Raw genomic sequence first — 11,736 nt, 5'->3', positions numbered from 1 at the left:
TTAGCCCACCATCAACGCGGCCTGGGTGAAGAGATGCGTGCAGAGATCGTTGAGCTGCACAATCATCCATTTCCCACAGACGCCGAGCACAACCAGCGTCACGATCAGCCGTGGCAGAAAGCTGAGGGTCTGCTCGTTAATCTGGGTTACGGCCTGGAAGATACTGACACACAGGCCTACCAGCAGGCTGGGGATCACCAGCACGCAGACCAGCATAATCACGACCTTAATGCCGCTGGCAACGAGATCGGCGGCAATATCGACGGTCAGCATGGCGTTACCTCGCACATTATCCCAGCCCCAGTCCGCGAATGCTGTCCGTCAGCGTGCCAACGGTCAGCGACCAGCCGTCAATCAGCACAAACACCATCAGCTTAAACGGCAGCGAGACGATCAGCGGCGAGAGCATCATCATGCCCATTGCCATCAGCACGCTGGCAACGATCAGGTCGATAACCAGGAACGGGATGTAAATCATAAAGCCGATCTGGAAGGCGGTTTTAAGCTCGCTGAGCATATAGGCGGGCACAATAATGAAGAGATCCTGCTGCTGCGCCTCACCTTTGGCGTTGGCAATGGTCATAATCTGCGCCATTGCCTTCTTGCTGGTTTGGGCGAGCATAAAACGTTTGAGCGGCACGCTGGCGGTCTCCAGCGCCTGGGGGAGCATTATCTCATCCTGCTCAAAGGGCACGACCGCGCGGTCGTAGATAGTCAGCCAGATGGGACGCATCACCAGCAGGGTTAATACCAGCGCAATGCCGATTAAAATTCGGTTCGGTGGCGTCTGCTGTAGACCCAGCGCCTGGCGCAGCAGCGAGAGCACAATGATAAACCGGGTAAAGCAGGTCATCATCAGCAGCAGGGTTGGCAGCAAACCCACCAGGGTCATCAGGATCAGGATCTGGATCTTGACGCTGTACTCCTGCGTATTGCCGTTGTTGACGACGTGCAGCAGCGAGATGTCGCCCCCCTGCGCCATAGCGGCAGGGGAGAGGATCAGCAGGGCGCTTACGGCCAGCAGCAGGCAGACAGGGCGTATCATGATGTCAGTTCATTAATATCGCGAGTATTGAACTCAATCACCCGCAGACCATATTTCTCATTAACCACCACGACTTCGGCCTTGCCCAGCAGGATATTATTGACCTTGATATCCAGCGGCTCTCCCGCCAGCTTATTCAGTTCGATGACCGTGTCATCATCAATATTCAGCAGGTCGGCAAGCATCACCTCTACGGAGGAGACCTCCAGCGTCAGCGTGACGGGAATACGCTTGAGCAGCGCCATAGAGTCGGTTAACGGTGGCGTGCGACGGACCGGCGTTGCGTCGGTGGGCGCGGCGCTCTCACCGGCGAGTTCAAAGCCCTGGTCAAGGGGATCGGCATGGTTATTCATAGGACTTCTCAGGAACAGTGGGCGTAATGTCAGACAGAAAGAGTCTGTCGTTCTCTTCAACAATCAGCGCGTGAAATAGCGGCGATTGCCCGATAAAAACCGGGAACGTATCGGGTAACGTTAGCGGGAAAATGTCTCCGGCTTTGATAGCGGTCAGCGAGGCAACGTCCATGCTTAATGCTGCAATTTTGACATCAAGGCTCAGGGGCAGGGTTTCGATCAGCTTGCTCACGACGGCCCGATTTCTGTTTTTCCGGTCAAGAGGGGTGGCATCGGTTTGAGGCCGCTCTTTTTGACGCAGCATATTCAGAAAGCAGTCGGTATGGGCGTTATCCAACAATATGTGAAAGCTGCTGTCCATATCGTCGCCAAGCGTGAAGGTGATTCGATAGGCCCACTGACTAATAAGAGTGCTGTTATCTGCCTTTACGTTTAGCGGCAGCCCCCATGTCTCCTGGTGGAAAAGAATATGGCAGAGGTCGAGGGCCAGCCGGGTGCGGAGGCGCGCCTCGGTTTTGGTCGGCAGCCGGGCAGTGGGGCTGCTTTCATCTTGCTGGCCATCAAGGCCGTAAAAATTATTGAGGATCGTGAGCAGCAGCGGCCTGGCTATATCAAAGGCCAGATAGCCAAGATCTGAGGCGAGCAGATCGGCATTTTTGTTTTTAATATCGATCGCACAGGCTATTTTTTTCAGCGTTAAACTTGTGCGGTGCTTTTTTAGAAAGTAATTACCGATGCGCGACTCCAGAATATCAAATTTGCTCATAAACAGGCTGGGCAAGCGATGGTAAGGGCGGCCAAGGCGATGGCTGTCGAGATTAACGATGTCAGCGGTTTGGCTGTACTTCAGCATGGTAATTATTCTCTGTCGTGAATACCGAATGACCGCCAGGCCACTGTGCTGTTTAAAGCATAAGTCAGGCAAAAAAGAGTCATTTCTATTTAAGCTATGCGTTAAAATTGTCGCTATCTTTTAATGAGAAGAGCGGTGCTTAGTCCTGCTATGAAAGCACGGTTATTTAAACAAAGATGCTTGAATCATACAACGGATGTTATGGCTGTAACTATTATTAAACGATAATTTTAAATTTATCCGCTATTTTATTATTTTTTGATATCTGTGAATTGCTTTTCTAATTTATTGATTTTAATGATTTAATTATTTTTAATTTATTTATCAAGAAATAAATTCAAGCCCGGTGTTACATTCGCATGAAGATGATATTCGTAAATGCGAGAAACCCATGCCGAACTTTATTGCCCAGGCGCCTGCCAGCATTAAAACCTTCGCTTTAGCCAGGCGCGTTGCCCGTTTTAATATTCCCGTGCTGCTTCTTGGCGAAACGGGTGCAGGAAAAGAGTGCGTCGCAAAATATATCCACGCGATGGCCTTTAACGGGGACCGTACCGCACCTTTCGTCGGTATCAACTGTGCTGCGATCCCGGAGTCGATGCTGGAATCTACCCTTTTTGGCTATGAAAAAGGGGCCTTTACCGGCGCGGTCAATGCCGTGGCAGGTAAATTCGAGATGGCAAACAACGGCACGCTGCTGCTGGATGAGATCGGCGACATGACGCTGGCATTACAGGCCAAGCTGCTTCGCGTGTTACAGGAGCGTCAGGTCGAACGCCTGGGCAGCCACCGAGCCATCAAACTCAACTTTCGCCTTATTGCCAGCACCAATAAACATCTTGAGTCCGAGGTAGCCGCAGGGCGTTTTCGCGAAGATCTCTTTTATCGCCTCTCCGTTGTTCCTGTTACCGTTCCGCCATTACGCGAGCGCCCTGAAGATATTTTGCCGCTGGCTGAAGCCTTTTTAAAAAAATATGCCCATACCATTGGCAAAAATATCGGCCTGTCAGAGGGCGCAAAAGCGGCGCTGCTGAAATATGCCTGGCCCGGCAACGTACGCCAGCTTGAAAACGCGATCCAGCGCGGCATGATTTTAAACCAGGAGGGCATTATCCACGCCAGCGCGTTAGGGATCACTGTTACCCAGCCTGTCGAGGCCATTAACGGCCCGGCGGCAGCCAGCCTGCTCCAGCCCATCAGCGCTGGCCGGGAAGATTTACAGCGGCACGGACGCGTCGCGCAGTATCACTATATCGCCGACCTGATGCGCAAATACCAGGGTAACCGCTCGCAAATTGCTGACTGTTTAGGTATTACGCCGCGCGCGCTGCGCTACCGGCTCGCCTCAATGCGCAAGCACGGCATCGAAATAACCCTCTGATCCTATAAGCCTCCCACTTTGAACATGAGTACGACATGAAAACCATTAATAGCGCCTCCCTGTCGCTGATGCAGCAGGAGATGAGCGGGATGAGACGCCTTGCTACGGCGTCACCTCTTTCAGCTCAAACCATCAGCAGTGCACCGGGCGATGGCTCGCTCTCCGGCGTGAGCTTTCATCAGGTGATGCGCGATACCCTTGCGCACGTTGACGGCCTGCAGCAGGCTGCCAGCGCCCGGCAGAATGCAGTCAGCAGCGGCGAGAGTGACGATCTGGTCGGGGCTATGCTGGCCAGCCAGCAGGCCTCCCTGTCGTTCTCGGCGCTTGTGCAGGTCAGAAATAAAGTGGCCAGCGGCGTTAACGACTTGATGAACATGTCCATATAAGCAATGAAAAAGAAACTGTTTACCTCGCTTACCACAGCATTTGCTTCGCTGTCGTCCCTGCTGCCGGGAAAGCGTAAGTGGCTTGCTCTGACCACCGGCGCGCTACTGCTCACCGCTGCCATCGTTGGCGGCCTGTGGCATAGCGATGGTGGCTATACCGCGCTGTTTGGCAGCCAGCAACATCTGCCGCTTTCCCAGATTATCACCGTGCTGGACGGTGAAAAGATTGCCTATCGCATTGACCCCAACAGCGGGCAGATCCTGGTTCCAGAGTCACAGCTCTCCCGCATCCGCATGACGCTGGCCGGAAAGGGCATCCAGGCCATCAGCCCCGCAGGCTATGAGCTTATGGATAAAGACGAGGTGCTCGGCAGCAGCCAGTTTGTGCAGAATATTCGCTACAAGCGCAGCCTTGAGGGCGAGATGGCGCAGAGCATCATGTCGTTGGACGCTGTCGAAACGGCTCGCGTGCATCTGGCGCTAGATGAAGAGAGCGCATTTGTTCTCAGCGATAAACCGCAAAACAGCGCCTCGGTGATGGTGCGCCTGCACTACGGCAGCCGCTTAAGCCGCGAACAGGTCAACGCCATTATCCATCTGGTGAGCGGCAGCGTACCGGGACTTGATCCTGCGCAGGTCAGCATTGTTGACCAGGCGGGAGATCTGCTTTCGGAAGGGGTCGCGGACGGCGCTCGCACCTCAACCAGTACCCGTAAAGAGCAGGAGCTGCTGAACGGCATCCAGGAGAAAACCCGCGCCAGCCTGGCCAACGTATTAACCACGCTGGTGGGCAAAAATAACTTTCGCATTAGCGTTATGCCCGAGCTGGATCTCAGCCTCGTCGAGGAGACCCGGGAGCGATTTGGTGACACGCCGAAGGTGAGCCGGGAGCAAAGCTCAGAGGATAAAAGCAGCGACAGGCTCGCGATCGGCATTCCCGGCTCGCTCAGCAACCGGCCACCGCAGCCAGCCCCGGCGCAGCCCGCTGACGCCACGACAGAGAAGACGCCCGCGACGCTGTCGGCGCATACCGAGAGCCAGCGGGACTATAGCTATGACCGTACCGTTGCCCATATCCAGCATCCGGGCTTTGAGCTGAAGCGTTTGAACGTTGCGGTTGTGCTCAATCAGGATGCCACCGCCGTTAAGACGTGGAAAGCAGAGCAGACGGCACAGGTGACCGCCATGCTGAGCAACGCCGCCGGCATTGACGAGCGCCGGGGTGACAGGCTGTCGCTTTCGCTGATGCAGTTCGTACCGGAAGCTAAGGCTGTGCCGCCCGCAGTGAAGTGGTGGCAAAACAGCGACATTCTGGCGTGGTGCCGTCTCGGCGGCACTGGCATGCTGCTGCTATTGGCTCTGCTGCTCGTCGTGCGTCCGCTGGTGAAACATCTTATCGCCACGCGCAAAGCGCAGCCAGAGCCGGTAGTGGCCACAGGGAGTCGTGAAGCAACGCTCTCAGCGACGCTGGACGACGACGAGCGCAGGGGCGTAGAGCTACCCTCATTCTCCGGCGACGATGCGCTGCCAGCCCAAAGCTCCGGACTCGAAACCAAGCTGGAGTTTCTTAAAAAGCTGGCGATCAGCGATACCGATCGCGTCGCCGAAGTGATCAGACAGTGGATTACCAGCAATGAGCGAATTGACAGTAAGTAAAAGCCCTGGCAGCGTCAGCTATCTTGAGCAGGCCGCTATCCTGCTGCTGTGCCTTGGCGAAGAGGCAGCGGCAACGGTGATGCAAAAGCTAAGCCGCGAAGAGGTTGTGCGGCTGAGTGAATATATGGCGCGCCTTTCCGGTGTGAAAACCAGCCAGGCGAGAAAGGTGATCAACAACTTCTTTGACGAATTTCGCGAGCAGAGCGGGATCAACGGCGCATCGCGCATGATGCTGCAGGGGATCCTTAATAAGGCGCTCGGTGGGGAGATTGCCAGCAGCGTGATTAATGGCATCTACGGAGACGAGATCCGTTCACGCATGGCGCGGCTACAGTGGGTCGATCCTCGCCAGCTGGCGGTACTGATCGCTGATGAACATCTCCAGCTGCAGGCCGTTTTTCTGGCCTTTTTAACCCCGGAGATCGCTGCCACGGTGCTGACCTTTATGAGCGATGCCGTACAAAACGAAATTCTCTACCGTATCGCGAGGCTCAGCGACGTGAATCGTGACGTTGTCGATGAGTTGGATCGTCTGATTGAGCGTGGCCTGTCGGTGCTCTCCGAGCATGGGTCAAAAGTGAGGGGCATCAAGCAGGCGGCGGATATCGTCAACCGCTTTCAGGGCAACCAGCAGCAGATCCTCGATCGGCTGCGTGAGCTGGATGCGTCCGTGCTGGAGCAGCTTCAGGATGAGATGTACGACTTCTTTATTCTCAGCCGCCAGAGCGAGGAGGTGCGTCGCCGCCTGCTTGATGAGGTACCGATGGAGGAGTGGGCGGTGGCGTTGAAGGGTACCGAGCCACCGCTGCGGCGGGCCATTTTTGCGGTGATGCCGAAACGTCAGGCGCAGCAGCTGGAGACCATCACTGCCCGCCTGGGGCCGGTTCCCATTAGCCGTATTGAGCAGATCCGCCGGGAAATCATGGCCGTCGCCAGAGAGCTGGAGGAGGCGGGTGAAATCCAGCTTCAGCTCTTCGCCGAGCAGACGGCAGAGTAGAAGGAAGCATCTATGCAGACATTACGGGGCCGTTATCGGGTCCACCGTTTTCCACCGCGGCACGCCGCCAAATCGGATACTCGCCCAGAGGGCACTGATTTTCAGCGCCAGCTTATGGATGGCTATCAGCAGGGGCTGCAGAAGGGTTTCGCAGAGGGCGTCAGCGAGGGGCAGGAGACCGGTTATCAGGAGGGGCACGCTAAAGGCCTGGCGGAGGGCCATCGTCAAGGCTATGCCGAAGGCAGCCTGGCCGGGCAGCAGGCTGGGCTGGCGCAGTTCACCCTGGCCGCGCAGCCGCTGGAGGCAATCGCCGGCACGCTCAACGACTATTTTGCCCATATTCAGCGCAAGCAGCGGGAGGATCTTTTGCAGCTGGTGGAGAAAGTGACCCGCCAGGTGATCCGCTGCGAGCTGGCACTGCAGCCCACCCAGCTGCTGGCGCTGGTGGAAGAGGCGATTGCCGCCATGTCCAGCGTGCCGGATCCGTTGAAGGTCTGTCTCAGCATGGAGGAGTTTACCCGCATCCAGAGCGTGGCCCCGGAAAAGGTGACCGCATGGGGGCTGGTGGCTTCGGCGGAGCTATCCAACGGCGAGTGCCGGATAGTAACCGAGGCATCCGAGCTGGATATCGGCTGTGAACATCGGCTGGAGCAGTGCATGGCGGTGCTCAAAGAGACGCTGGTCCCGGATGAGACTGATGAACAATCCCCATCCCTTTGACGATGCGCTGCGCTCTATAGAGTCAATCTCACTGGCCCGTGTGGCGGGCAGACTGGTGCGCATGAACGGTGTGCTGCTGGAGAGCGTGGGCTGTCAGCTGGCCACGGGACAGCTCTGCCGTATCGAAAGCGCGGAGTGCGGCTTTATTGATGCCCAGGCAGTTGGCTTCAACCGCGATGTGACCTACCTGATGCCGTTCCGGCAGCCAGGCGGGCTGATGGCAGGCGCGCGCGTTTTTCCCCAGGAGAAGGCGCGACATCTGCTGGTGGGCGAGAGCTGGCTTGGCCGGGTGGTAAACGGCCTGGGCGAACCGATTGATGGCAAAGGCAGGCTGGGCGGCACGCAGGCGCTACCTGCCGTTGCACCGTCAGTGAATCCATTAACCCGCCGCCCGGTGGCCGAGCCGTTGGACGTTGGCGTAAAGGCGATCAACGGCGTGCTGACTATCGGTAAAGGCCAGCGGGTGGGGTTGATGGCAGGCAGCGGCGTCGGTAAGAGCGTTCTGCTCGGCATGATCGCTCGCCAGACCAGCGCGCAGGTGGTGGTAGTTGGGCTGATTGGTGAACGAGGCCGTGAGGTAAAGGAGTTTATCGACCGCTCGTTAGGTCCAGGCGGTCTGGCTAAGTCCGTTGTCGTCGTCGCGCCCGCTGATGAGTCGCCGCTGATGCGCCTGAAGGCGACCGAGCTGTGCCATACGCTTGCCGCCTGGTTTCGCGATCGGGGCTTCGACGTGCTGCTGCTGGTGGATTCGTTAACCCGCTACGCCATGGCCCAGCGTGAAATAGCCCTCTCGTTAGGCGAGCCACCGGCTACCAAAGGCTATCCGCCCTCGGCGTTTGGCATGATCCCCCGGCTGGTGGAGAGCGCGGGCAACAGCGACAGCAGCGGGTCAATGACCGCCATCTACACCGTGCTGGCGGAGGGAGACGATCAGCAGGATCCCATCGTGGACTGTGCGCGGGCGGTGCTGGATGGGCATATTGTCCTGACCCGCAGGCTTGCCGAAGCCGGGCACTATCCGGCCATTGATATTGCGCAGTCAATCAGCCGCTGCATGACGCACATTACGCCGGACTGGCAGCAGCAGGCCGTTCGCCAGCTCAAGCGCTACTACGCCGCCTATATGGAGATCAAGCCTCTTATCCCGCTCGGCGGCTACGTTGAAGGGGCCGATCCGCAGATTGATAAGGCCGTAAAAAGCTTTCCGGCCATTGAGCGTTTTCTACGCCAGCAGGTGGAGGAGCCTGCCCAGATGGCGCAGGTACAGGCGCAGATAGCGGCGCTCTTTCCCGCTCAGCCGGTGGCAAAAGGTAAAACATGAAACAGATGATCCACACCCTTGCTCAGCTGCGGCATCTGCGCGGCAGCGTTGTAAAAACCACGACGGTGGCGCTGGCCCGGCAGCGGCAGGTCGCAACCCGGTACGAAAGCAATATCAACGCGCTGGGGCAGCTGGTGCAGAAGACCCGCACCGACGAGCTGCCTGATTTTTGCGCCCAGACGCTGAGCAATATCGCAGGTTATAAAGACAATCTGCTACGCGTCGTGAAGTGGCAGGAGCAGAAGAAAGCGCTGGCAGATATTAAAACGCAGCAGATACAGAGCGCGCTTATGCAGGCAGCCTGTCAGGAGAAGATTGTCGCGCTGACGCTGGATACCCAACAAGAGAAAATCGCTCGGGAGCAGGCCAGCCGGGAACAAAAAGGGGTAGACGATATCGCTATCCAGAGCTGGCTGCGTACTCATCGCTCGCAGAAGTAGCAAATACCACTGCCCTTATTGATACTATTGCCGGACAGCGCGTGCTGCCCGACCCTGTTTAAAACAGCTTGCTCTGCAAACTGTGCAGCAGCGTATTGGCCTGAGCATCAACCGGGGTAGTTAGCGCGCTTATAATCAGCTCCGCTGCCCGCTTACCGGCCATGCCATCCTGAAAGGCATCGCAGTAGTGGTGGCGAACCGCATTCATCTCCTCCTCTATACGCTGCCACTCATAGTCTGCCGCCAGGCAGTGGCGTAGCTGCGCCATATCGCGTACCACCGGGAGGGTAGAACGAATTTGCTGTTCCGGACTGAAGGGCGTACTGAACGTTGTGTTGTTCTCCAGCAGCCCCGCCATCCCTTCCCACTCAAGCAGGATCGTCCGCTTGCCGGCGTGAACGGCATCGAAGATAAAGCCGCTGTTATCTGTCAGGACATAGTCGGCCTGATGCAGCAGCGCCAGCGACATATCGTGGCGGGTAACGCACCTTTTGAAATGACGTCGGACCTCGGCCAGCATAGCGGCCTCTTCCAGACGATGCTGGGTACCATGATGCAGTTTGACGATCAGGTTGTACTCCCGATTCAGTCGCGACAGCGGGGCGGCCCAGCTGGGAATCGAACTCAAATCGCCAACGGTGGGGGCATAGAGCAGCGTGGGTTTTTTAGCATCCAGCTTTAGCGATGCCAGCGCCGAGAGATCCACCTCCTGGCGATGCCACCGATCAAAGCGAGGATTGCCTACTATCGTTGCGTTGCCGTTGATATTGAGCGCCTGCTGACTGTAGTGGCTATAGCAGAGAATGTGGTGGTAAAAGGCGTTCCACCAGGCGTGGTTCCACGACGCTTTTGCCAGCCCGTACATCGCACGGATCTGCACCCGGGCCAGACCGTTGAGGGCAGGGGTATAGTAAGGACTCACCAGGCAGCCATAGCGCTGCCGACGATTTTGAACCTCGCTAAGGCGCGAGCCGCTCAGCCTGGGGTCGTTAATCTCGGCCAGCAGCCGGCTCATCTCCCTCTTTAGCGCTTTCGGCAGCGCGTCGCTGATTAGCAGATCGCAACGGTAGCCCGCCTCCAGCAGCCAGTGGAGAATCGGCTGGTAGAGCTGATAGTGGAAGGTCGTCTCCAGATAAAACCCTATCGTATTAGCAAACTGGTTAGCGACCGGCTGCTGTGCCTGCCGCTGCTGCTCTTGCCGATGGCTAACGGTCATTTTGCTGAAATAGAAGCGAATGTGGTCGGTCTCCTGATGCTCAATATCGCTGAAGCCTGGCCGTTGATAGCTAATGCAGGGATAGAAGGCGAGCCATTTACCCTGCTTTTGCATCGTACGCCAGCGTGACTCCAGCAGACTGGCCGGATCGCTCTGCATCTGCTGGATCAGGGCCGGGTAGCTGGCAGCATTAACCAGGTAGGCACACGCTTTTTCACAATCGACGGCGTGGATCAGTCCCGGCAGGCTCTTTAGCGGCTGACCGTTATTCACCCTGGCCCCAAGCAGGACTACCTGCCAGGGGAGATGATCTAGCGCAGCGAGCAGCCGGTTGAAGGCGGTCACATGCTTCGCCTGGGTGAGCAGCAGGGCATCGTCCTCAAGTACCAGACAGTTACGCCAGCCTTGCTGCTGGGCCTTAGTCAACGCCCGCAGATGGGAGAGCGTGCGGCCCAGCGCGCCGTTCTCATGCTCGCAGCCGCTGATTCGAACGACTCTCTCTTCTGGCACCCCCAGCTGACGTAGCGTCTGCTGCATTTGCTGCCATCTGTCGGGGCGTCTGTCCAGATTGATAACCAGCACCTTTTCCACGTGCTGCCACTGAATAGGCTGCTGGCCGGTGCTGTTGTGCAGGCGCTGGTACCAGGCGAGCAGCCTGGGATCGCCAACGAACGTGGACAGAGAGGCTGCGATAGGCTCACAGCTGCCGAGCACGAAGTCCTTATCAAAGGTGTTATCGCTATGGGAGACGCACAGAATGGTGCGCTCGCCGGGCAGCTGCAACGGCCTGACGGTAAAGTTATGGGTAAAGGCCTGCTCCTCGCCGAGCTGACACTCATCGTCATAGCGGTGCTTTTTCAGGTAGTTACGGTGATAGCAGAAGGTACCGTTTAGGATATGCTGCTTGCCGAAACGGCGGGTTTTAAACACCCGATCGATATGGCTATACCAGACAGGGATCCGATCAGAGCCGGAGATCAGCGCCCCGTGACGCTGCATCATCGCAATAGTATATGAGAGCTTATCGGCGGGGTAGAAGTCGTCATCATCCATACAGACGATGTACTCACCGTTTGCCAGCGCGTTCAGCATGTTGCGCTTTTTGCCAAGCTTTAGCCGTTCGGGATGATGAATATAGCGGATGTTGTAGCGCTCCGGCTGGTTATCGGTCAGTGCATTAACCATCGGCAGGCTGCTGGCGGGGGAGTCATCCAGAATAATCAGCTCACGACGTTCTGCCGGATAATCCTGATAGCGAAACATATAGAGTAGATTCGGCAAAAAGGCGGCGCGCTGCCAGGTCGGCGTCACGACGCTAACAAACGGTTTTTCCAGACTGGAACGCTTCATCATGGCGCGTAGGTATCT

12 protein-coding genes are annotated in these 11,736 nt (G+C 57.1%); 7 read left to right on the top strand and 5 right to left on the bottom strand.

Translation table 11 applies throughout. The features are described 5' to 3' along the window. Genes RTN40_RS04215 through RTN40_RS04200 form a run of 4 tightly spaced genes read right to left on the bottom strand, consistent with a single transcriptional unit; the run spans position 1 to position 2,251 of the window. Positions 1–273, bottom strand: a complete 273-nt coding sequence (locus RTN40_RS04215; protein WP_312227363.1) for a flagellar biosynthetic protein FliQ — start codon at positions 271–273, stop codon at positions 1–3. 16 nt (positions 274–289) lie between these two features. Continuing rightward, the gene (gene fliP / locus RTN40_RS04210) at positions 290–1,045 is read right to left on the bottom strand and encodes a flagellar type III secretion system pore protein FliP (RefSeq protein WP_312227362.1); all 756 of its coding nucleotides are present in this window, start codon (positions 1,043–1,045) and stop codon (positions 290–292) included. Beyond that, positions 1,042–1,398 (bottom strand): FliM/FliN family flagellar motor switch protein, encoded by a 357-nt coding sequence (locus RTN40_RS04205; protein ID WP_312227361.1) that lies wholly within the window; start codon positions 1,396–1,398, stop codon positions 1,042–1,044. The genes fliP and RTN40_RS04205 overlap by 4 nt, the downstream gene beginning before the upstream one ends. Beyond that, the gene (locus tag RTN40_RS04200; protein WP_312227360.1) at positions 1,391–2,251 is read right to left on the bottom strand and encodes a FliM/FliN family flagellar motor switch protein; all 861 of its coding nucleotides are present in this window, start codon (positions 2,249–2,251) and stop codon (positions 1,391–1,393) included. The genes RTN40_RS04205 and RTN40_RS04200 overlap by 8 nt, the downstream gene beginning before the upstream one ends. Positions 2,252–2,642: 391 nt before the next feature. Between RTN40_RS04200 and RTN40_RS04195 the strand changes: the two genes are divergently transcribed. Genes RTN40_RS04195 through fliJ form a run of 7 tightly spaced genes read left to right on the top strand, consistent with a single transcriptional unit; the run spans position 2,643 to position 9,152 of the window. Next, positions 2,643–3,632 carry a sigma-54 dependent transcriptional regulator gene (locus tag RTN40_RS04195; protein ID WP_312227359.1) on the top strand — a complete coding sequence of 330 codons (990 nt, stop codon included), beginning with the start codon at positions 2,643–2,645 and terminating at the stop codon, positions 3,630–3,632. Between the two features lie 35 nt (positions 3,633–3,667). Beyond that, a complete protein-coding gene (locus tag RTN40_RS04190; RefSeq protein WP_312227358.1) occupies positions 3,668–4,018 on the top strand; it encodes a flagellar hook-basal body complex protein FliE in 351 nt (116 codons plus the stop codon). 3 nt (positions 4,019–4,021) lie between these two features. Beyond that, the gene (gene fliF, locus RTN40_RS04185) at positions 4,022–5,674 is read left to right on the top strand and encodes a flagellar basal-body MS-ring/collar protein FliF (RefSeq protein ID WP_312227357.1); all 1,653 of its coding nucleotides are present in this window, start codon (positions 4,022–4,024) and stop codon (positions 5,672–5,674) included. Next, the gene (locus RTN40_RS04180) at positions 5,652–6,671 is read left to right on the top strand and encodes a flagellar motor switch protein FliG (RefSeq protein WP_312227356.1); all 1,020 of its coding nucleotides are present in this window, start codon (positions 5,652–5,654) and stop codon (positions 6,669–6,671) included. Before fliF ends, RTN40_RS04180 begins: the two co-directional genes overlap by 23 nt. Before the next feature lie 12 nt (positions 6,672–6,683). Continuing rightward, positions 6,684–7,391 (top strand): flagellar assembly protein FliH, encoded by a 708-nt coding sequence (gene fliH, locus RTN40_RS04175; protein WP_312227355.1) that lies wholly within the window; start codon positions 6,684–6,686, stop codon positions 7,389–7,391. Next, entirely contained in the window at positions 7,369–8,712 is a 1,344-nt protein-coding gene (fliI, locus tag RTN40_RS04170) for a flagellar protein export ATPase FliI (protein ID WP_312227354.1), read from the top strand. Before fliH ends, fliI begins: the two co-directional genes overlap by 23 nt. Beyond that, on the top strand, positions 8,709–9,152 hold the full coding sequence (fliJ, locus tag RTN40_RS04165) for a flagellar export protein FliJ (protein WP_312227353.1): 444 nt from the start codon (positions 8,709–8,711) through the stop codon (positions 9,150–9,152). The genes fliI and fliJ overlap by 4 nt, the downstream gene beginning before the upstream one ends. A 58-nt stretch (positions 9,153–9,210) precedes the next feature. Here fliJ and RTN40_RS04160 read toward each other — a convergent pair whose 3' ends face one another. After that, positions 9,211–11,721 (bottom strand): glycosyltransferase, encoded by a 2,511-nt coding sequence (locus RTN40_RS04160; RefSeq protein WP_312227352.1) that lies wholly within the window; start codon positions 11,719–11,721, stop codon positions 9,211–9,213. Positions 11,722–11,736: the final 15 nt, after the last annotated feature.

This window comes from Pseudescherichia sp. (assembly GCF_031987975.1).
In the GTDB taxonomy this organism is placed as follows: Bacteria; Pseudomonadota; Gammaproteobacteria; order Enterobacterales; family Enterobacteriaceae; genus Pseudescherichia.
Note: the sequence above shows the minus strand (reverse complement) of the source record. Positions and strands in the feature narration are given on the sequence as shown.